The organism is Arcticibacter sp. (assembly GCF_045629565.1).
Taxonomy (GTDB): Bacteria; Bacteroidota; Bacteroidia; order Sphingobacteriales; family Sphingobacteriaceae; genus Arcticibacter.
This window is the reverse complement of the sequence record NZ_JAZQRL010000100.1, coordinates 24,032-45,948: the sequence shown is the minus strand read 5'-3', so window position 1 is coordinate 45,948 and position 21,917 is coordinate 24,032. Positions and strand designations below refer to the sequence as shown.

18 protein-coding genes are annotated in these 21,917 nt (G+C 47.7%); 6 read left to right on the top strand and 12 right to left on the bottom strand.

What is annotated here, in order from left to right:
* Window position 1: 1 nt before the first annotated feature.
* The 6 genes from ACKI5J_RS12185 to ACKI5J_RS12160 form a co-directional block, all read right to left on the bottom strand.
* Window positions 2-1,339, bottom strand: a complete 1,338-nt coding sequence (locus ACKI5J_RS12185; RefSeq protein ID WP_407429749.1) for a glycosyl hydrolase family 18 protein — start codon at window positions 1,337-1,339, stop codon at window positions 2-4.
* A 21-nt stretch (window positions 1,340-1,360) separates the two neighbouring features.
* Window positions 1,361-2,359, bottom strand: coding sequence for a glycosyl hydrolase family 18 protein (locus ACKI5J_RS12180; RefSeq protein WP_407429748.1), 999 nt, complete (start codon window positions 2,357-2,359; stop codon window positions 1,361-1,363).
* An 18-nt stretch (window positions 2,360-2,377) separates the two neighbouring features.
* Window positions 2,378-3,979: a SusD/RagB family nutrient-binding outer membrane lipoprotein gene (locus ACKI5J_RS12175; protein WP_407429747.1), complete on the bottom strand. Its 1,602-nt coding sequence runs from the start codon at window positions 3,977-3,979 to the stop codon at window positions 2,378-2,380.
* A 9-nt stretch (window positions 3,980-3,988) separates the two neighbouring features.
* Window positions 3,989-7,393 carry a SusC/RagA family TonB-linked outer membrane protein gene (locus ACKI5J_RS12170; RefSeq protein ID WP_407429746.1) on the bottom strand — a complete coding sequence of 1,135 codons (3,405 nt, stop codon included), beginning with the start codon at window positions 7,391-7,393 and terminating at the stop codon, window positions 3,989-3,991.
* 253 nt (window positions 7,394-7,646) lie between these two features.
* Window positions 7,647-8,807: a FecR family protein gene (locus ACKI5J_RS12165; protein WP_407429745.1), complete on the bottom strand. Its 1,161-nt coding sequence runs from the start codon at window positions 8,805-8,807 to the stop codon at window positions 7,647-7,649.
* A gap of 80 nt (window positions 8,808-8,887) precedes the next feature.
* Entirely contained in the window at window positions 8,888-9,472 is a 585-nt protein-coding gene (locus tag ACKI5J_RS12160; protein ID WP_407429744.1) for an RNA polymerase sigma factor, read from the bottom strand.
* A gap of 240 nt (window positions 9,473-9,712) precedes the next feature.
* Here ACKI5J_RS12160 and ACKI5J_RS12155 point away from each other — a divergent pair, with 240 nt between their 5' ends.
* A complete protein-coding gene (locus ACKI5J_RS12155) occupies window positions 9,713-10,486 on the top strand; it encodes an SDR family NAD(P)-dependent oxidoreductase (RefSeq protein WP_407429743.1) in 774 nt (257 codons plus the stop codon).
* A 92-nt stretch (window positions 10,487-10,578) separates the two neighbouring features.
* Complete coding sequence (locus ACKI5J_RS12150) at window positions 10,579-11,496, top strand: helix-turn-helix domain-containing protein (protein WP_407429742.1); 918 nt, start codon at window positions 10,579-10,581, stop codon at window positions 11,494-11,496.
* Between the two features lie 57 nt (window positions 11,497-11,553).
* Here the strand turns inward: ACKI5J_RS12150 and ACKI5J_RS12145 are convergent, their stop codons facing one another.
* The 5 genes from ACKI5J_RS12145 to ACKI5J_RS12125 all read right to left on the bottom strand — a co-directional run bounded on the left by ACKI5J_RS12145 (window position 11,554) and on the right by ACKI5J_RS12125 (window position 16,499).
* Window positions 11,554-12,378 carry a lysophospholipid acyltransferase family protein gene (locus ACKI5J_RS12145; protein WP_407429907.1) on the bottom strand — a complete coding sequence of 275 codons (825 nt, stop codon included), beginning with the start codon at window positions 12,376-12,378 and terminating at the stop codon, window positions 11,554-11,556.
* Window positions 12,379-12,432: 54 nt separating this feature from the next.
* Window positions 12,433-13,353: a DUF6268 family outer membrane beta-barrel protein gene (locus ACKI5J_RS12140; RefSeq protein ID WP_407429741.1), complete on the bottom strand. Its 921-nt coding sequence runs from the start codon at window positions 13,351-13,353 to the stop codon at window positions 12,433-12,435.
* 142 nt (window positions 13,354-13,495) lie between these two features.
* Complete coding sequence (locus ACKI5J_RS12135; RefSeq protein ID WP_407429740.1) at window positions 13,496-14,251, bottom strand: LytR/AlgR family response regulator transcription factor; 756 nt, start codon at window positions 14,249-14,251, stop codon at window positions 13,496-13,498.
* Window positions 14,248-15,273 carry a sensor histidine kinase gene (locus tag ACKI5J_RS12130; RefSeq protein ID WP_407429739.1) on the bottom strand — a complete coding sequence of 342 codons (1,026 nt, stop codon included), beginning with the start codon at window positions 15,271-15,273 and terminating at the stop codon, window positions 14,248-14,250. The genes ACKI5J_RS12135 and ACKI5J_RS12130 overlap by 4 nt, the downstream gene beginning before the upstream one ends.
* 185 nt (window positions 15,274-15,458) lie before the next feature.
* Window positions 15,459-16,499: a quinone-dependent dihydroorotate dehydrogenase gene (locus ACKI5J_RS12125; RefSeq protein WP_407429738.1), complete on the bottom strand. Its 1,041-nt coding sequence runs from the start codon at window positions 16,497-16,499 to the stop codon at window positions 15,459-15,461.
* Between the two features lie 107 nt (window positions 16,500-16,606).
* On the opposite strand from ACKI5J_RS12125, the gene mnmD reads away from it, so the two are divergent.
* A complete protein-coding gene (gene mnmD, locus ACKI5J_RS12120; RefSeq protein WP_407429737.1) occupies window positions 16,607-17,287 on the top strand; it encodes a tRNA (5-methylaminomethyl-2-thiouridine)(34)-methyltransferase MnmD in 681 nt (226 codons plus the stop codon).
* Window positions 17,288-17,296: 9 nt separating this feature from the next.
* On the opposite strand, the gene ACKI5J_RS12115 is transcribed toward mnmD, so the two are convergent.
* Window positions 17,297-18,487: an NAD(P)/FAD-dependent oxidoreductase gene (locus ACKI5J_RS12115; protein ID WP_407429736.1), complete on the bottom strand. Its 1,191-nt coding sequence runs from the start codon at window positions 18,485-18,487 to the stop codon at window positions 17,297-17,299.
* A gap of 210 nt (window positions 18,488-18,697) precedes the next feature.
* On the opposite strand from ACKI5J_RS12115, the gene hisG reads away from it, so the two are divergent.
* Genes hisG through hisC form a run of 3 tightly spaced genes read left to right on the top strand, consistent with a single transcriptional unit; the run spans window position 18,698 to window position 21,917 of the window.
* A complete protein-coding gene (gene hisG, locus ACKI5J_RS12110) occupies window positions 18,698-19,549 on the top strand; it encodes an ATP phosphoribosyltransferase (protein WP_407429735.1) in 852 nt (283 codons plus the stop codon).
* Window positions 19,549-20,847, top strand: a complete 1,299-nt coding sequence (gene hisD / locus ACKI5J_RS12105; RefSeq protein ID WP_407429734.1) for a histidinol dehydrogenase — start codon at window positions 19,549-19,551, stop codon at window positions 20,845-20,847. Before hisG ends, hisD begins: the two co-directional genes overlap by 1 nt.
* Window positions 20,848-20,858: 11 nt before the next feature.
* The gene (hisC, locus tag ACKI5J_RS12100; RefSeq protein ID WP_407429733.1) at window positions 20,859-21,917 is read left to right on the top strand and encodes a histidinol-phosphate transaminase; all 1,059 of its coding nucleotides are present in this window, start codon (window positions 20,859-20,861) and stop codon (window positions 21,915-21,917) included.

The window sequence follows — 21,917 nt, the reverse complement described above, 5'->3', positions numbered from 1 at the left end:
TTTATTTCAATATGCCTGACAATACTTTTATCAGCGAGTTTCCGTCTGGCGCATCGTAGTCGCCAGCCCATAGATATGCGCCACGGAAGCCCCGATCTCTGATATAGCTTGCTTTCTGCGTCACCAATGGTTTGCCATTATAATAAACTCCCCTGGCAATAGACATGGTGGAGTCTTTTCCGGCAGCGGTGGCATCTGCGGCAACAATTGCCGAAAAGGGCATATAATCGTATGATCCCCAACTGGCGTTATTTCCGTTTGCATCCAGTTCGTTGTACCGGAGGCCAAAGGCGGGAATGCCGAGGACAAGTTTGCTGGCAGGGACGCCTTTGCCTACCCAGGTAGCTCCTCCTGCCGTCATGAATTCAAACGGAGAAGGCTGCCCAGGTTTAGCACCGGGACCGACCGTCACGCCGTTTTCAAATGCATGTACATGGATCCAATCGGCGGCCGAAAGATCCGTATATTCCCAATGCATATAATTGGTGGTAGCGGTAACTGTGACGATCGCACCTTGTGGCAGAGCGGCTTTCAGGGCATTCAGGAACGGTCCTACAGCCGCTGCATTGCCTGCCGCGATGGTATAATCGTCATTCCCCAGGTCGGTCATCATGATATCGATTCCGTCCAGACGATGGTCCTGTACATAGCTTGCAAGCGTTTGAACAAGGGAGGCTCTTAAAGCGGGATCACTGATCGATGATCCGAAGTCGTTACTGTTATATAGCGACCAGCCGTCAACTCCCGAAAGCCTGCCGCTGACTCCAAGTAACACAGGAACCCCGTTGATATGTCCCCTTGCGACGAGTTCATCTAGATTCTGGTTCTGGTTAGACTTCGAAAAATCCACACTGCCGCCCGGTAATACTCTTGCTCCATTAAAGGCAATATGAGTTACATCTTCCCAGCCGATGCCTGCTGATGTGGCATTCTCCGACAGATAGGACAGAATGACGCGTGCCGAAGGCTTTGGCGTGTAGCTCGCGGGACTGACCAGGACTTTCGAGATGCGTGTTGCGGTCTGACCGTTGTAGCTGGCTTCCAGTCTGATTTCAAATTCTCCTCCTTCCTGCGGAGCAAATGTAAAGGCGGTGTCTGTGGAGACCTCCTGTCCATTTACCTTCCAGCTGATCCTGGTCTTTTCGAGAGGTTTCGGTGAAAAAAGCAGCCCGGTGTACACCGCTGATTCGCCCTCCTGAATGATTCGCGAAGGCGATTGAAAAACAAGTCCTCCGTCAAAGATCCGCGGGAAATAATTGGAGGTATCAGGCTCATCTTCCTTAGCACAGGAAGCCAGCAAGTAAGATATAAATAACAGAAAATAAGTAAGCTTCTTCATATTGAAATGGATTAACAATAATTAATCGTATAAAACTTCGTTGATCGCCTTGAGCAGGGATTGCGCACCGGGAGCGTCGCCGCGCAGCTGCCATATCATCACTCCGGCTGCTCTCCTGGATCGTGCAAGTTCCACCTTTTTGCTGATGGTGGGCAGTCCATTGTAATAGACCGTTCCTTGTCCGGGCACATCCACCTGATCTTTAAGCTCAGCGCCAGGCCACTGCCTGACAATGTCTCCAAACGATAAACTCTCGGGTATAGACGGGCCAAAGCCATAGCCGTAGAAAGGTAGTCCCAGCGTGACTTTGGACGCCGGCACTTTGCGGGTGTCAATCCAGTAATCAAGGTCTGCCTGAGCTGCTTCGAACGTGGAATGCGGACCGGGCCTCTCTTTGTTCCATGGACCGGTTTGGTCGTATGACATGATATGGATAATGTCGTATACCGCCAGTGCCTTGTCGGATACGGCTTTTCCTGTCCAGGCAGACAGCGCTGAGGTTATCAACTTTTTATGAGGTTTCAGGGCTTTGGATAAACCCAGTACGAAGGGTTCGTAGTTCTCGTCTATGAACTCGTTTTCAATATCGACATCGATGCCATCGAAGTTATTGTCGACGGTAAATTTCACCAGTTCATTGATCAGGGCCGCTTGTTTATCTGGCTTGAGCAGGTCTTTCAGGTATGGTGGCGGCATTCCCCCGCCTATGGAGAACAGTACTTTCACCTGCTGGTCCCTGGCTTGCTTTACGATTTGAGGAAGCCCGTTCACCGTTGTGTAACGGCCATTTTCTGCCGGATTGAGGAAGGCGATATTGAGGTGCGTGATGCGCTTGAGATCTAAGCCCGCGAATGCTGCGCCCAGATCATCGGTACTGCTAAATAGATAGCCGACTACAAACGGCCTGGGTGCATCCGCAGGTTTTTCTTGCCCCAACCCTTCTTCAGCCTTCGATTTTTCGCAGCCTGCCATCATCGTAACCAGCAGGCTGAACAGGAATAATATTGTGATCTGTTTCATCTTTCTTTTTGGTTAAGATCAGGGTTTGTCCCACCATACACGGTTAGTCCAGGTATTACCTCCGGGCCCCAGGGCTTGAACTGCTACCGCTGCGTTGCTTGCATTTTGTTCCAGCTCGAGCAGCGGATATTCAAACCGGCGAGGAATGGTCTGGATAGACGAATCGTAATTTGGGGAGGGCGTCAGGCGCGGAAAGCCGGTCCTCCTCCAGTTGGCATAAGCTTCAGGACCGTTCAATAAAAGGGCAATCCACAGCTGCTGATTAATAATTTCAATCTCTCTGCCCGCAAGGAGTCCGTTTGCCCGGATGAAGTCTTGCACCTCCGTGTCGGGGATCACGGGTCCATCAGGAAAGAGACTGAGCTGGGCCATGGCCGCCTGAACACCTTTCGCATAGTGTTCTGCTGCTGTCCCTCCGTTGCTTATGCCCCATCGCACGGCCATTTCGGCCAATAGAAATTCAACTTCAGCATAGGTGAGGTGTAGAAAAGGTGCGTTGTTCCGGATCATAAAGTTGGCGAGCTGCGCTTTCTGGTCGTTATTCACGGCCTGCATGGTTCCTCTTCCGGGAACTTCAATGCTAATGGGGTTCAGCCAACCATCCCATATATATTCGTTTGACGGAACACCGTTGTATCCGATCTGAGCCACCACAGGCCCGGTGATGTCGATGCGATCGAAGGGCCTGTTAACGATGTCTATGTAATACTTGACGAGTCTTGACAGACGTGGATCATTTGTAGTGCGGAGCTGCTCAATAAAGGTATTCTGAACACGTGGAATAACCTCCGACTGGCAGAAAGCAGCGGATACAGCGTTACCACGGACGTCGACATACGTATTTTGTATATTCAGATGGTCCATCTTGCATAGATCGGCATTGGAGGTAAATACTCCTGCCTGAACGGCCGCTTCGGCCTCCTGACGTGCTTTCTCAGGATTGACCTTTACCAGACGCATGGCATAGCGCAGGCGGAGTGAATTGGCGAATTTCTTCCATGCTTCCACATTCCCGCGATAGAACAGGTCGCCGGTAACGGCATCTTTCGATGCATCGAGCTGGGCTGAGGCCTCTGTCAGTTCCTTGAAGAAATCGTTGTAAATATCTTCCTGTTTGTCGAACGCTGGCCTGATGACGCCTTCCGAATAGGCCTTTCCTGCTTCTTTATAGGGGATATCGCCATACACATCGGTAAGCCTCGCGAATTCGTATACCTTCATGATTCTGCAAACGGCGTTCATGTTTGATTTGGCAGGATCACCGCTGGTGCGGTTTACGGCATCTACAATATTCACTACGTCATTATTATAGGTATTATTCCATAGGGAAGAAAGGTAGTTCCTGTCGTAAACATAGAACTGTCCGTTCCTGTTGAGCCAGATTCCTCCAATCTGCTGTACCAGGGGCATGGTGAAAACCAGACCTAACTTTTCATTTACCTCCAGGTCGCCGGAAAAGCGGAGCTGGACGTTGGTAAGCTGTAGCGCGGGGTCTAGATCGCTGGACCGGGAAGGATCTATATTCGTGTCGTCAAACTTGTTACATGAACTCAACACTCCGGCAATCACCAGTAGCCGGAGCAGGGATAGAGTTAATTTCGTCTTCATGCTATGTTTCATGATAAAATGTTAAAATCTGAAATTCAGGTTGAAACCCCAGCTGCGCCTGGTTGGCAGCGACCCGTATTCGAGCCCCTGACCATTGCCGTTGTTATAGTTCGAATCGGGATCAACGTTAGGTGTGTCTTTATAGATGATGAACGGATTTCTGCTGACCACAGAAAGCTGCAGGTCGCGTATGCCGAGTCTGGAGGTTAGCTTTAATGGGAAGCTGTAACCGAGGGATATCTCACGCATCTTGACATAGGAACCATCATAAATATAGGGTCTTGCAACTCCGCCGCTTGACACGATCTGTGGCCAGTAAACCGAAGGATCGACTGCGCGGGCGTTTTGTACGTATTCTCCGTTCTCTCCCAATACAACACCCTGAGGAACAAGACCTTTCACCCGACCCATTTCTCTCCATTGTTCGGCGGTATAGCCAAGTGACTGTCTTTCTTCTTCCGAAGCGATCCATTCTTCCCGGCCTTCGAGAGTGGTATTGAGACTTCCGCGGCTCGCCGCAAAAAGGTTTGTCATGGAAAAGAGATCTGAGCCGTATTTAACATCGACCAGTGCGTTCAGGGTGAAAGCTTTGAAATTTAGTGTGTTGCTCATACCACCTGTCCAGTCATATATACCCTTGCCGAGCACCTGCCTTTCTGCGCTTTGCAGAGGCAATAGAGTATTGGGATCAAGGATAAGATTACCTTGCGGATCGTGCTGATAGTCGAACGCCAGTATAGAACCGTAGTCTTCTCCCGGTTTGGCAATAACAGCAACTCCCATCCATCTGGCTTCTGACAAGGTGAGAAAGGGAACGCCTTCGGCAAGGGACTCCACTTTGTTAATGTTTCTCGCGAAGTTCAGACTGAAGTTCCATTTTAACGCTGTTTTGGTAAAGGGACTTGCGTTCAGCATGATCTCAAGTCCTCTGTTAGTCACCACCCCGGCGTTGATCGTCTGCGTAGCGAAACCGGAAGAAACAGGTACCGGGACACGGTTGATCTGGTCGCGTGAACGTTGATTGTAATAGGTCATATCCAGGCTTATCCTGTTTCCAAAGAACTGAAGTTCGGTGCCGACTTCCCAGGAGCGGGTGCGGGTGGGAACGAGATTCCGGTTCGCCATCACATCAGTGCTGAGTCCGCCATAGGAGATAGATTCATATGGTAAAGGATTTACAGTGTAGTACAGGTCGAGCAAATAGGGATCGGTGTCGCTGGCGACCTCGGAGATATCGGCCCTGATCCTGCCCATACTTAAAAATTTCTTCCCCAGCTTGAATGCGTCGGAGAAGACAAAGCTGGTGGCGAGAGACGGGTAGGTGTAAGATTTTGACAGCGTGGAATATGCATCCTGGCGAAGCGTTGCGTCGAGGTACAGGTAACTCTTGTAGGATGCGCTGAGCAAACCGTAGGCGGAATTGAGATGCTTACGATAGGGTACCTGAACGATATTCTTGTCTGTAAAACTGGTAGGTGTGATCGCGTCAGGCACTGTAAGGTTCGTGAACTGCATATTGTCTGCCTGATTATGCACACGGGAAATACTTCCACCAATCCGCGCAGACAAATGTAAAGATCTGCTAACCTGCTTTTCCGCTGTCACCAGCACATCGGCTTCAGTAGTGACATGCTTGCGATTGATCTGGTCGAGCGCTCCGGTGATAAATCCCGGTGTCGTACGCGGACTGAATTTCTCAAACTCAATATAGGTAAGATCTGTAGAAGCACGTCCCTGAAGACTAAGCCAGGAAGTAGCCTTATAATTGAATTGAAACGCACCCAGAAGCCTGTTCTTACCCGTCTCGTTTTGCATTTCATTGATCACCCAGTAAGGATTAAGCCGGTACTGGCCACCACCCCATTCAATATAAGAACCGTCCTCGTTTTTATATTTTTGAGCGAACCAGTTCTGGTCGACATTGTTAGCCAATCCGATAAACGCATTACCGATATTGCCCGGGTCGTCTGCAAGTGCCGGACGGTTATCGACCTTTTCGTTCATGTAGAATGCCCGGGCTTCAACTGTCAGCTTGGGACCGAAGTTGGAGGTTCCGTTAAACGTAAAAGAATTTCTTCGCATACCACTTTCGGGTATGATGTCGCTGTTTCTCAAATCTGAAACAGACAGGCGGAACGAACCTCTCTCTGTTGAGCTGTTCAACGATACGGTATTGGTGGTGGTAACGCCCGTACGGAAGAAACCGCCGATATTGTCCTCCACCTTCTGGTAAGGCCGGTACACACCGTCGTAAGAAATTACGTTGAGGTCAGGATCCAGCCTGGCACCGAAGTTACTGAACATGGATGTCCTGGCCTGGTCTGCTGAGGTATTGATGGTCTGGTTCCTGCCCTGTCCATACTGGTATTGGTAACCGTCAAAACTGGTTAGCTGATCTTCAAATGAGGTTGTACTGTTCACCTCGATTCCTGAGTTCCCCTTCCCTTTCTTGGTCGTGATCTGGATCACTCCGTTTGCTGCCCTTGCACCGTAGAGCGCTGCTGCGGAAGGGCCGCGAAGAATACTTATTTTATCTATATCGTCCGGGTTAATGGCAGAAATAGCGTCCCCGAAATCATATCCCTGGGCATACATTCCAGAACCCGTGCCACCATAGTTGGAGTTGTCAATCGGAATTCCGTCAACCACGTACAGTGGTTGGTTATTCCCGGTAACGGTGGTATTTCCGCGAATGATTACACGTGACGAACCAGAAGGTCCAGCTGCCGTGCTGTTGATGATCAGTCCGGGCACCTTACCCGCCAACGAGTTGATCACGTTGGTTTCGCGGGCCTTTTTCAGGCTCTCGCCGTCCACCTCCGAAACAGCATATCCAAGTGCGCGCTGTTCCCGCTTGATACCGAGTGCTGTTACCACTGTGGTTTGCAACTGAACTGTTGCTTCGGTGAGGATGACCGTAATTTCGCGCTGCCCCTCTTCGGCAACTACAGCGCTCTCCGAGAAGCCGATCATCCGGAAGCGAATCACGTCCCCTCTATCAGCGTTAATGCTGAAGCGGCCCAACTGATCACTGGCTACGGAGATATTTTTATTCACGTTGAAGATCACGACCCCGGGAAGCGGGGCTCCTTTTTCATCTTTGATGACACCCTGAAGCCGAAACACACGGCTCTCTTTTTCTTTGACGACGACTATCTTCTCCTGAATGACATACATCAGGGGCTGATTCTCCAGGCATTTATCGAGCACGTGGGTCAGTTCGGCATTCTTAACCGATACACTAACGAGGCGGGCGCGGTTGATGAGGCTCTCATCAAAAATAAAATCATAACCTGACTGTTTTCTGATCTCCTGGAAAACCGCTTTAAGCGGAACATTACTCTTCTCCATACTGATCTTCTGTGCGAAGGATGCCGCACTGACGGACATGACGCCGACAATAAGTAAGAGAATAGTTAGTTTCACAGCCAAGAGTAGTTTAGTTGGCAGCCATAGGATTGGCCTACCAAAATTAATAGCATTAAAATGCATACTTTTGCTTGAGTTTGAGTGAATACCTGATTGCTGATAATTGCCGGCTTGGCCGGACGGGACTGAACTCAGATGATTACGTAAAGGTGTTACCAGCACCTTTGCGTTTCTTTCGTCTGCCCGGGGGGTCCTTAACTTAACATCGTAGAATTTGGGACATACTTTTAGTTTTATGGTGAATACTAGATTATTTGCTTAGCGTTACCCTTCGCCCTTCTGTCGCTACCTTTACTTTTCCCGTAAGTTCAAGGGCCCTGAGCACCGCAGAAAGCTTGTTTGCCCTAGAAACCGTTCCACCGATCAGCACATTGTCTGGCATATTCTGATAGACGATATCGACGTCGTACCAACGGGCAATCTGTCGCATGGTAGCCTTCAGATTCTGACCGTCGAAAATGAAATCTCCATTCTTCCAGGCGACTGCTAACTGGGCATCTGCCTCAGCAGTTACGAAGTGCTGATCACTCAAGACGGCTTCAAAGCCAGGCTTAAGATCTATGGATGCCGTTGAGTTTGGAGTCGATAGCCTTACCTTGCCTTCCAGAAGGGTGGTTCGAACCACTTTTTCATCGTCGTAGGCATTTACATTAAAATGAGTGCCCAATACTTCAATTTTTTGATGGTTGGTCAGCACCAGAAAAGGCTCCCGCCTTCCTGTAGTTTTGTCAATCTGTTTGGCGACCTCAAAATAAGCTTCTCCTGTTAAGGTCACATGTCGCCCATCCTTACTGAAGCTGGTGGGATAACGAAGGCTGGATCCGGCATTCAACCATACCGCAGAGCCATCCGGAAGGATAACCTGCCATTGCCCGCCTCTGGGAGTTGTAATGGTGTTATAAGATAATTCCTCGTTTAGCGATTGACTTTGCGGTTGCTCTTGAATCTGGTAAATAAGTTGTCCGGACTTACTTTTTAAGATCTTTATTCCGTCCTGCCCGGCGATAGTTCCATTCCTTGCATCATTGAGATCTATTTTACTTCCGTCTGCCAGGGTTAGCGTAGCCCTGGATGAACCAGGCTCAATATCTGTTATTACAGCATTTACTTTTACCTCTTGCTTTTTACCAGGCGATGAACTCCGCAGACGGAGGTAAACACCCGTGCCAAGCAAAAGAAAGATGGATGCAGCGGCAAAATAACGATGCCATGGTCTCCCTTTATGCATCTGTTTGGCATTTCCGGAGGCTAGGTACCGCTCGATCTCGATGTCCATATCCTGCTCCAAAAGCTGGTCAAACTGCTCTTCGCCGATCAATCCAAGCAGCGCCTGTAGCTCCGCTGGAGTAGCTTCGCCGGCTTTGTATCTGGCAATAAGTTCCTTGATATATTTTTCTTCCGGGAGCGACATAAGGACGGTATTTATTAGTATGTCGACTGGGAATGAAAAGGGGGTACCCCTCTCTCGAAATAATTTAAGTAAATATCTCTTTAACTGTTCAACAGAATTAACAGCAGGGAAAAAGAAACACCAAGTTCTTTCTCAGCAGATTCTTTCAGTATCCGCATGGAACGTACCATATGTTTTTTTATAGCATCGCGGGTTATACCGAGTTCTTCTGCTGCTTCATTGTAAGATTTGCATTGCTGGCGACATAGGCGGAACACTTCCATCGTTCTTGGTGGCATGCGGTTAAGCACGCTCTCAATAAATTGAAGATACTCACTGGTGTGAATCTTGTTTTCACTCGGACTGCTCTCCCCCTGGTAGGCAGAGAGAATCATACTCATAGCAGTTTGTTCGCGGGAAGCTCTTTTCAGGAGGTCTATACATTGTCTCTTTGCGATCGTAAAAGCCCAGGCAGCAAATTCTGTCACTTCGGAAAGCTGCTCCCGCTGTTCCCAAATCTTAATGAAAACGTTTTGACAGATATCGTCGGACAGCTCCTGGGAACGCATATACTTTTTGATGAATGAGCAGACAGGGGGACCATAGTGCTCATAAATAACCGTAAAAGCAGCAGTATCACCTGCGGCTATTTTTTGAAGAAGCGTTAATTCGTCCCTATGCTTCATTTTTTTAGCAATTCTCCTATTAGAAAGCAGGATTGTTTTACTAAAACTATAAAAAGTTAATGAATTATAAGAGAAATACGGTAACAAAATTTAATACAGTATAGTTCTGGGGTGATTTAGCCTGAACAGGTCATGTTGCTATCAAAAATACACCTCTCATTCGGTTACAAGTCTCCGTGATTTGGTTACAATTGCGTAAGGCATGATGCGGAGCTTTGCCTTAATAATTAAAATAATCTCATGGAAAATCAAATGAAGTCAACTACAAACGCACAGCCTGTTGCCCTAGTAACCGGTGCCAACCAAGGCGTAGGTAATGAAATTGCGAAGTCACTAGCCGAGAATGGTTATATTGTATATGTGGGTTCGCGTAAGCTAGAAAACGGCGAAAAGGCAGCTGCAAAGATCGGCGAAAACGCCAGAGCTATTCAACTGGACGTTACTCAACAAGAAAGCATCAATGAGGCTGTAGCGCTTATCGGGAAAGAACAAGGCCGACTGGATCTACTGGTAAACAACGCCGGTATATCTCATGGTGGAACAGCCCCTAAAGGTCCGGAGGAACTAATGAGTACCGGGCGGGCAGTTAACGTTTCGCTCGACGAAGTGCGTACTGTATGGGAAACCAACGTATTGGGGGTAATAGCCATAACACAGGCTGCTTTGCCGTTGCTGCGCAAGTCATCGGCTGCGCGCATCGTCAATGTATCGAGCGGACTGGGTTCATTAACCTGGATCTCCGATCCGGAATGCTGGGCGAGAGAGCACTTCGGGATTGTTTATGCGGCCTCGAAAACTGCTCTCAACGCAGTTACTCTGGCTTTTGCCTTAGAACTGGAAAAGGAAAACATCAAGGTGAATGCTGTCAGTCCCGGCTATACTGCCACCGCACTCAATAACTTTCAGGGCACAGACAGTCTGGAAGTCGGCTCCCGTGAACCGATTCGTGTAGCCCTGGAAACGGACGGCCCAACTGGAACCTTTACAGGCCCTGAAGGCCCGATGCCCTGGTAATATATCGTCTCGGCCTTAGAATTAACGGAATCTTGAACTACTTATGACCGGCAGCTGAAGAAATGTCCGGTCATAATTTATTATTTTACGGTATGAAAAACGACGCACCCAAGCTTGTAAAACTGGAGTCCCTGACGGAAATACACCGCATGCTGGATATTCCCGGACCTTTTCACCCGCTGATCAGTTTGCTGGATACCCGTGACGAGCGGGTTAATCTGAGCCGGTTGCCGGTGAGTTACGTAACAACGCTTTACAAAATCTCCTTTATCAATAAGTTGGGCGGAAGTTTCAGATATGGCCAGGGTTATTACGATTTTGACGAAGGAAGTATGGTCTTCACCGCGCCTAATCAGATCGTAGGAAGCACCGAAATTTACAAGGGAAACGAAGGCTATTCGTTAATTTTCCATCAGGATTTTCTGCATGGCTATCCGCTTGCGGCAAAGATCAGGCAATACGGGTTCTTCTCCTACGCCTCGAATGAGGCACTACACCTTTCTGAGCAGGAAAGAACAACGGTATCATCTATTTTCAGCATCATTCAGGAAGAGCTAAACAGCCGCATAGATGATTTTAGTCACGACGTGGTCATCGCACAGATCGAACTGTTGCTTAGCTACGCCAGACGCTTCTACAAACGACAGTTTCTTACCCGTCAGGCTCCTACCAGCGACCTGCTGCTGCAATTTGAAGAACTGCTGAACAAGTATTTCTATGAACAACAGCCGGTGATTATCGGCATTCCTACCGTGCAGTATCTGGCTGAGCAGTTGAATTATACGCCCAACTACTTGAGTGATATGCTGCGTTCGCTAACGGGATTGAACGCCCAGCAGCACATCCAGGAGAAGCTGATTGAAAGATCGAAGGAACTTCTCTCCACGACAACCCTGAGTATCAGCGAGGTGGCGTATCAACTGGGGTTTGAACATTCGCAATCGTTCAGCAGATTGTTTAAGATGAAAACGCAGATGACGCCGGTGCAGTTTAAGGAGTCGATAAATTGATTTTCGGAAATTCTGCCTCCCTTTTGATAAACTTCCAGTTCATGGTGGCACATTCCATTATCCTTTCCATCGTTTATGCGACCATAGCCAGCCGTATGGCTCTTCGTTGATATTCTCTGTAAGCAGATTAATGTACTTCCGCGTTATTTCGCCTTCAGCCATATGCTCCGACCCGGATGATACCGGCAGGCAGACGACTCTATAATATCCTCTAGACCTCTGCGTGATGTTCAGGTAAACGACGGCTGCTTTGGCCTTGCGCGCCAGTTTTTCCATGCCGGAGAAAACATAGGTTTCCTGATTCAAGAGCGTAAACCGGTATTTTTCATCCTTGATGCGCGGGCATTGATCAGCAAGAAAAAGGTAGACAGCAGGCCTTGATCTTTGATACAATATATGACGTATAGCTCGTCTGTCGGGAAGCAACTTCATGCCGAAACGTGACCGTAGTTTACTCACCAGCCTGTTCATTACGCCGGAGCTGAGAGGTTTATAGACTGCGTATACATCATGGGGGGTTTTATAGGGCAACAGATTCAACATCTCCCAGTTGCTACAGTGCCCCATGCAGGCGATAACGCTTCGTCCTGAACGGATGTAGAAGTCTATCAGTTCCAGATTGTTAAAGATGATCTTTTTGTCCAATACATCTGCCGGAGCGGATATGCCTTTGATCATTTCAGCAAAATAAGAGACAAAGCTGATATAGAACTTTCTGACAATGGCTTCGACTTCGCCATAACGCTTATCGGGAAAGGACCGGGAGACGTTCTGAATCACCACTGCTTTCCTGTATCCGAACACGTGGTAGGCAAGGAAATAAATAAATGAAGCCAATGCATATAGTAGAACCATAGGTAAATGGCTTAAAATATAAACCATGATATAGATCGATCTGTACGCCAGAGAGTGGAATACCTGCTTCACTTTCATGAGTTAAAAGTTCATCTTCAAACCAATCGAAGCGTATGCAGAGGCAGAGAAATGGTAGTCGTTATCACCGGCAAACACTCCTTTTAAGGTTCTCTCGCTGTAAGCAGCAGGACGGAACAGGTTCAATCCTACCATACCGGTCAGCGTTAACCGGGTCTGCTGCAGCCTGACTTCGGGACGGAAACCGGTAACAATGTACTGATGGGAGAAGATCATGTCTTTGCCGTCTTTTTCCAGCAGGGCGACCTGACCATTCATTTCTAGCGCGTAGGACAATTTCATATGATCACTGAGGTTGTACCCCGCCGACATGTCCAGCCCCTCTACCAGTTCGATGTTGACGTCTAACTTCCCGCTGGTCTTCCACCTGAGGTAAACGGCCGGAAATGCCATCGGATAGCCAAGTGAGCTGTTGATCGCCAATCCTCCTCCTATATCCAGATTGGGTTTGAGATGGCGGATAAAGACAAAACTTCCGCTTGCAAGGACGTTTTTGAAGCTGATGCTGGAGAACTTAGCAGATGGCGTGAATACCCCCATTCCGATGCTTGCTCTTACTGACCATCTGTAGTTCAGCGGCCGCATGTGGTAAACGCCTAGTTGCAGGTTCATGATCTCGGATACCATAGGTTCAGAGAAGTTTTGATTCCGCAGGGATGCGTATGCTCCGCCGAAACCGATCCCCCAGGCAGTTGGGCGGTTGTCCTCATTTGTTTTCAGTGATAAAGGTATGCTGACCGCTCCCTGATAGACCATGGCAGAGCCTTTTCGGTCGCCGATTTTTTCCCTGGGTTTTTCGCCTGGGGGCAAATAATAATAGCCCGACTTACCCATGTACTCTGTTTTGAATGAGATCTGCTGAGCGGTTCCTCTTAGAGCCAGCAGCGTAGCGAATGTTGCAAAAATTGCTGTTTTTGAATTCACGGTTCTTAAATTATATGTACGTATTCTTTCGTTTGTTGAACAAAGGAATAATACAAGTACTAAAGCCGGAAGCGATTACTTGCAGACATCAGTACCAGCAGGATGAACTACAGAAAAGAACCCGTGAAATTCTCCGTGAGGGCTACTCCATCATGCCGTCCATCCATTTCAGGAATTCAGGAACCCGTACCCTGCTAACCAAAACTTCGTGCGGACACTCAGGCTGAAAGGATAGTTTTAGGCGACTGTTGAAGTATTTGGCCACGCTTTCAATGGCTTTTACATTGCCGATGCAATTACGGGATACACGAAAGAACAGACTTTTGTCGAGCTGTTGCTCTAACTGGTCCAGTGTATAGCTAATGATATACCGCCTGTCAGTAAACGTATGCAGGAAGACGACCCCGTCTTCGCTGTAAAAATGGGCGATATCCAGGGTCTCTATGTAATGGTAGTTCTCGCCTTTGGAGATGAGGAAGCGGTTTTTGGTCTTGAACGACAGGAGCTGTTCAAAGTTCATGGAGCTACTTGTAAAGGGATTGCTGCTAAAGATGGTTTCAAACTTGAGCAGTGCTCTTTCGAGCTCATTCTCTTTGAAAGGCTTCAACAGGTAATCGATACTGTTCAGCTTGAACGCTTTAACGGCGTGTTCGTCATATGCGGTAGTGAAGATGACGGGCGTGGAAACATCTACATGGTTAAATATTTCGAAACAATTGCCATCTGCCAGACGAATGTCCAACAGGATCAAATCAACGCGGGAGGATTTCAGGAAGGCTATGGTATCAACGACTGTTTTCGTATGGGCCTCCAAAATATACCCCGGCCTGAGCTTCGTTATCATACGTTTCAGCTCTTCATATGCAAACCGTTCGTCTTCTACTATCAGGTATTTCATGACTGCAAATAAGGTATTTTAACCCTGAACATTTCTCTTGTATGCTCAACGACGATCTCTTTAGCATACAACTGATACTGAGAGCTGAGATATTTCAGCCCTATCCCACCCTTATCTACATCGCTGGACGGCTGTATATTATTTTCCACCTGAACATGATCGCTGTCTACAGTGATTGCTATCCGCAATGGAGATTCTTCGGTGGCGATATTGTGCTTGAATGCATTCTCGATGAGCAGCTGCAGCGTAAGCGGAATGATCTCGTCTGACTGGGTCGTGTTCAGCGTATTAACGGTCAGTGTGAACGCATTCTCGAACCTCATTCTCATTAGAAAAATATAGGAGTCGAGTGCGTCCAGTTCTTCTGCTACAGAGACGACTGGCTGCCGGGTGAGTGAAAGTACATACCGGTAAGTCCGGGAGAGCGATTTGGCGAATTCATTGGCATTATCCGGATTGATATAGATCAACGAAGACAGCACGTTAAGTGAATTAAATAAAAAATGAGGGTTGATCTGTGACCTCAACGTTTCGTGCTGGAACAAGAGTACCTTTCTTTTTGCCTTTTCGGATTCGGCTATGGCCTTCTGTTCTGATTGAAAATAGAAGATCAGCTCGAATACCAGGAGGATGGGGATATTTGCTGCCATGGCAAGCGCAAATTTGATAACGAAGGGAGGCATTCCCTGTTCCGGGACAAAAAGTATGTTATATATAAAATAGTTGAACCCTCCCAACAGCACAAGGCATATGATGGTAATTCCTGCAATATCGGCGATGACGCGGTAATATATACTTTTGGAGTAGGGCAAATATTTATTCAGTAGCAAAAGCAGACCATAGTCTGCTATGCACATGATGAAGATGACGATGTAATGGGCTGATAGCTGTATATGCAGGTCCTTCCAGGGGTCTTCTTTCATCAGGATGATGCTGAAAAGCATCTGGCATAATGCATAGATCAGGGTAGCAAAGAAAAAGATGAACAGCCTTTTTAAGTTGATCTTTTTGATTTGAGTCATTGTTCAAAAATAGAGCTTCCTGGCAATGAGTAACCCATCAGGCCTCTGTTTTTCTGATGAACTTTATTATTTAAGGCATGAACTGAATTTTTGCTGCGCGGACAGCTACATGGGTATTGCTGACGACTCTATTATGAGAGCGCGCCTGAGCGCCTTCTTTCCCCCTGTTGAGGAGGATAAAGGCATCAGACCTTAGCAGTCTGGTTTTTCAGAATCGCCTGGTTGATCCTTTTGATCAGGATCGGCCCTTCGTAAATAAACCCGGTATAGATCTGCACAAGAGATGCTCCTGCGTCCAGCTTATCCAACGCATCTTGTGCGGAGTGGATTCCCCCTACTCCGATGATCGGGAATGCTTTGTTGGACTTTTCTGAAAGATAGCGGATCACCTCGGTTGACCTCTTCGTCAGCGGTTTACCACTAAGGCCTCCGGTTTCTGATTTCAGGTTCTGCGGAGAGCGGAGATTATCCCTTGAAATAGTGGTGTTGGTAGCTATTACCCCCGCGATCTTTGTTTCTGTTACGATTTCGATGATATCATCGAGCTGTTCGTTGGTCAGATCAGGTGCGATCTTCAGTAAGATGGGACGGCTGATATTGTTCTTGCTGTTGCGTTGTTGAAGGGTGTTTAAGATCTCCTTCAAAGGACCTTTTTCTTGCAAGGCTCTTAGTCCGGGTGTGTTCGGTGAACTTACATTGACCACGAAATAATCGACTACATCAAACAGTGCATCAAACGCCTTGATATAATCACTTACCGCCTCTTCGTTAGGTGTGATCTTGTTCTTTCCGATATTTCCGCCGACAATCAGACCCTTGCGCTTCAGGAATTTCAGTCGCGTGGCTGCTACTTCAGCACCCTCATTGTTAAAGCCCATCCGGTTGATCAGGGCTTCGTCCATGGGAAGACGGAACATCCGTGGCTGATCGTTGCCTGGCTGAGGTAAGGGTGTTACTGTACCAATTTCAATGAAGCCAAAGCCAAAATGCGACAGCTCATCTACGAGCGCGGCATTCTTGTCAAAACCTGCTCCGAGTCCCACGGGATTCTTAAACTTCAATCCGAACACCTCACGCTCCAGGCGGGGGTCATCAAGATGAAATACGCTTTTCTGAAGGAAAGGGACTCCCGGAATCATATTACCGTTCTTCAGCATAGAAGTGACGATATGGTGAATATTTTCAGGAGCGAATTGAAACAATAAAGGTTTTAGCAATTGATACATGTGGCGAAATTACGGCAGTTTTAGGAAATACGAAGGTATTATTTGATTTATTTCTGTTCAGGCAGACGGTTTAGGCTTAAGTTTGCGACTGCAAAAGATAAGGACATATGGCAGATCATCTTTCACTGGTACAGACGGCAGACGGCTCTTCGACGATATTTAATCAATTGGTGGGTGAAAACTACCATTCCAAACATGGGGCCTTGCAGGAGAGTCAGCATGTATTCCTAAAATCGGGCTTACAGCATTTTCAGCAGCTTTCTGTTGCCAGCTCTGTCTCGGTACTGGAGGTTGGCTTTGGTACGGGACTGAACTTCCTGATCAGCGCGGATTATTGCCGGACAGCAGGCCTGAATCTGGAATACACAGGTATTGAGGCTTATCCCCTTTCGGAAGAGATGATCTTTAGTACTGGCTATGACCAATATGTTTCTGCAGAGACTTGGACGGAATTTAAGGAGAACTATTCTTCTGTGTTGGGATCGCCTAAAGACTTTAATGAGTACTGCAGGTTGGAGATCAGTCCAATAAAACTGATGGAGTTTGATTCCTCAACGATGTTTGATGTGATGTATTTTGATGCTTTCGCGGAGATCCATCAGCCGGAAATGTGGTCTGTGGAGGCTCTGACGCATATCAGCAGGTTCATTAAGCCGGGCGGTGTGTTTGTTACCTACGCTATCACCGGGAATCTGAAGCGAGCTATGAAGTCGCTTGGCTTTTCTATTGAGAAAGCCCCTGGCGCTCCGGGTAAACGGGAAATGCTGAGGGCTACGAAAAACCTGTAACGTGGTTTATTATATGCTTTGCGCTATTACAAATCCTGAGGCCCAGGCCCACTGGAAGTTGTAGCCGCCCAACCAGCCGGTCACGTCTACGCACTCACCTCCGAAATAGAGTCCGGGTACTTTCTTCGCTTCAAGGGTTTTGGAGGACAGTTCGCTTGTGTCCACCCCGCCACGCATGACCTCTGCCCTGTCGTAACCTTTGTCGCCCGCAGGCTTGACTCTGAAATAGTGAATCTGCTGCTCGATGGTTTGCAGGTCGGCTTTGCTCAAGGAGGCCAGGTTCTTATCAACCGGCAGGTATTTAGCTAATGCATCTGCGATCTTCCTGGTGTACAGCTGTGCTAAGAGAGTAAGCAGGCTCCTCTTGCCATTCTGCTGACGCTCCTGCTCGATGAGTTCCAGGATGTTCTTTCCGGGAAGGAGATCAAGTTCCACCCACTCTCCCGGACGCCAGTAAGATGAGATTTGCAGGATAGCGGGACCGCTAAGTCCCCAATGGGTGAACAGGATATTTTCTTCAAAGCTGATACGATCATTACTTACCCTGCTGAAGATGCTGTTGCCTGACAGGCTGGCAAACCACTCTGCATCTTTACCGGTAACGGTTAGAGGTACGAGTGCGGGTGCTGTAGGGACTATCTTCAATCCGAATTCCTTTGCGATGCGCAAGCCGAAGTCTGTTGCGCCCATCTTCTGAACGGGCAAACCGCCCGAAGCAATCACGACAGCGGGTGCCTCCAGGGTCTTGCTCTTGCCCTGATGGTCATAAGTCACGACAAACCTGCCATCTTCCTTGCGCTGCACAGACTTAACGTCTGCCTGTAAGCGAATGCTTTGTCCCAGATTATCGCACAATGAAGTAAAGACACCGACGATATCCTTTGCTTTATTATTCTCCGGAAAGAGTTGTCCGAGTGTTTTCTCTCGTCCGAAAATGCCGTATGTTTCGAAAAAACTGACGCTGTCTTCCACGGTCCATTGGGAAAAGGCAGACTTGCAGAAGTGTTCGTTTTGAGAAATAAAATTGGCGGGACTACTGAAGAGATTGGTGTAGTTGCATCGTCCGCCTCCCGATATAAGAATCTTTGCTCCCGCCTTATCGTTCTTCTCCAGTAAGATGACTTGTTTACCTAAAAAACCTGCCTGAACCGCACACATCAAACCACAAGCACCGGCACCAATAATAATCGCATCAACCATTGGCCAAATATAAAAGTTTTGATATTAGGGTTGGATATGTATATTTGTGATATCCCGGTTTTAATCAGGAGCCCAATATATGTCGAAATCGTTCACATACCATCATCATCTCCATCATCGCCTTGCGGCGATATGATATGTATATGGTTTCTACGTGAAACTGATTGTTCCTGAACACCTTTTATTGGACTGATTAAATTTTTATATAAATTGAAAACACTCAAAATTGCTATCCAGAAATCTGGTAGACTAAACGAAAAATCGGTAGAGCTTCTTAAAAACTGCGGTCTTAGTTTTGAAAACTACAAAAGCTCATTAATATCTCAAGTTTCCAACTTCCCTTTAGAAATTCTTTTTTTAAGAGACGATGATATCCCTGAATATGTTCAGGACGGCATTGCAGATCTGGGAATAGTAGGCGAAAACGTGATCAACGAAACGGAAGTTGACGTGGCTTACCTGCAGATGCTGGGCTTTGGTAAATGTTCTCTGAAGCTTGCCGTACCCAATAACGGGCAGATCAAAACGCTGGAAGACCTCAATGGAAAATCTATTGCTACCTCCTACCCGAACATCTTAAAGAAATTTTTAGGCGCTAATCATATTTCTTCAGACATACGCACCATTTCCGGATCCGTAGAGATTGCTCCAGGTCTTGGTCTGAGTGACGCGATCTGTGATCTGGTTTCTACCGGCGGCACTTTGAAGAGCAATGGGCTGATGCCTTTTGGAGACGTGATGCATTCGCAGGCTGTTCTGATCGGCCGGAAGGGAGAGGAACAAAATCCGCTCATTGTGGAGCTTCTGCAACGTGTACAATCAGTACTGCGCGCAAAAGAGACTAAGTATGTGGTGTTGAACATTGAACGAAAGAACCTGGATGCGATCAAGTCGCTTCTAAGTGGTATTAAAAGTCCGACTGTTGTACCTCTGGCTGAGGAAGGATGGGTGGCAGTCCATACCGTTGTTGCGGAAAAAGATTTCTGGGATAAGATCAGCCAGATGAAGGCTGTCGGAGCGCAGGGAATTGTTGTTATGCCTATTGAAAAGATCATTTTATAGTGTTACAAACCTATTCATATCAGGACCTGTCGGCGGGTGAGATTGCTAAACTGATCTCTAGAAATGCCGATGAAGACCAGACTATCGGCCAGCGTGTGGAAGGCATTATCGCTGAAGTACGCAGCCGCGGCGATGAGGCTCTTAAAGCCCTCGCAGAGAAGTTTGACGGGGTAAAACTGGATAAGCTGTTTATTGAGAAAGCGGAGATCGCGCAAATAGCGTCGGGTATAGGTGCTGAACAAAAGTCGGCTATAGACCTGGCTTATGGCAATATTACGGCGTTCCATGCAGCGCAAAAACATCAGGAAGCTCCTGTTAATACCATGCCAGGGGTTACTTGCTGGAGAGAACCTAGAGCTATCGAGCGTGTAGGTTTGTATATTCCAGGTGGCTCGGCTGTGTTGCCGAGTACATTTCTGATGCTGGGGATTCCTGCCCGCATTGCCGGGTGTAAGGAGATCGTAGTTTGCTCACCTCCTCAAAAGGACGGCTTGATCAATTGCTACTTGGCTTATGTGGCGATGTTGCTTGACATTGAACGCGTTTATCTTGCGGGCGGTGCTCAGGCGGTAGCTGCGATGGCCTATGGAACGGATTCTATACCACGCACGGACAAGATCTTTGGTCCGGGTAACCAGTATGTAACCAGGGCGAAGACGCTTATACAGTCGACCACGCAGACCGCTATTGATATGCCTGCAGGTCCATCTGAGGTATTGATCATCGCAGACGAAGGCGCTAATCCAGAATTTGTAGCGGCAGATCTGCTGGCACAGGCAGAACATGGTGCGGATTCGCAGGCTATACTGGTATCCAGCTCTTCTGCGCTTATCGGTGAAACGATTGCTGCTCTGGAAAGGCAGCTTGCTGCGTTACCCAGAGTGGAAATTGCTGCTAAGGCGATGGCGAATTCATACGCAGTGTTGACGGCAGACCTGGAGAAAGCTATGGAATTCAGTAACCAGTATGCTCCGGAGCATTTGATCCTGGCGACAGCTAACTGGAAGGAGTTGATTCCTTCTATCAGCAATGCGGGCTCGGTATTTCTGGGACATCTTACCCCTGAAAGTGCAGGTGACTATGCTTCGGGTACGAACCATACCCTGCCGACAAGTGCCTACGCACGCTCTTACTCAGGGGTGTCGCTTGACTCTTTTATCAAGAAAATTACATTTCAACATATCTCACCTGAAGGTGTCCATCAGATTGGCAGGGCCGTTGAGGTTTTGGCCGAACTGGAAGGGCTGCAGGCGCATAAGAATGCGATGTCTCTCCGGATTTCTTCTGTGAACAGCTAATTAAATAAGCGATGGAATTTGATTTAACGAAATTATTGAGAACCAACATATTGAATCTGGTTCCGTATTCTTCTGCCCGGGACGAATACAAAGGCGAAGCTTCCGTTTTCCTTGATGCGAACGAGAACAGCTTTGGCTCTCCCTTAAATAAAAACTATAACCGCTATCCTGACCCTTTGCAGATGGCTGTGAAGACGAAGCTCAGCACGATAAAGGGTGTGCCGCCTCAGAATATCTTTTTGGGAAATGGCAGTGATGAAGCGATTGACATCTTGTTCAGGGCTTTTTGTCGCCCGGGTATTGACAATGTCATCGTCCTTCCTCCCACCTATGGCATGTACGAGGTTTCGGCTAGTATTAACGATGTAACGCTTAAGAAGGTGTTGCTGACGCCGGACTATCAGCTGGATATGGAAGCTATTGCGGAGGCTATTGATGAGTATACGAAGATGATCTTTGTTTGCTCGCCTAACAACCCCACTGGCAACTCTATCATGCGTGAGGATATTGAGACGCTGATTGCGAATTTTGGGGGGCTGGTGGTCGTGGACGAGGCTTATATCAATTACTCCAGACAAAAAACTTTTATCCAGGAGCTAACCGAATACAGTAACCTGGTGGTGCTGCAGACCTTGTCGAAGGCTTGGGGACTCGCCGGTATCCGTCTGGGTATGGCTTTTGCGAGCGAAGAGATCATCGAGGTCTTCAATAAGGTAAAGCCACCTTATAATATTAACGAGGCCACTCAGGAACTGGCTCTGGAAGCGTTGAACAACGTGGAGCAGGTGAATGATTGGATCCGCGAAACGATCCGCCAGCGTGAAATGGTCATTGCGGAAATGATTGAGCTCCCTTTCATTACCGAGATCGTGCCTTCGGATGCAAACTTCATCATGGTGAAAACTACTGATGCGAGGGGGCTGTATTCGTACCTGGTCGAAAATGGCATCATCACCCGCGACCGTTCAAAGGTTCAACTCTGCGAAGGTGCTATCCGCATCACCATCGGAACGCCTGAAGAAAATGTTCTATTGATTAATACATTGAAAGCCTACTCTACTGCTAAATAA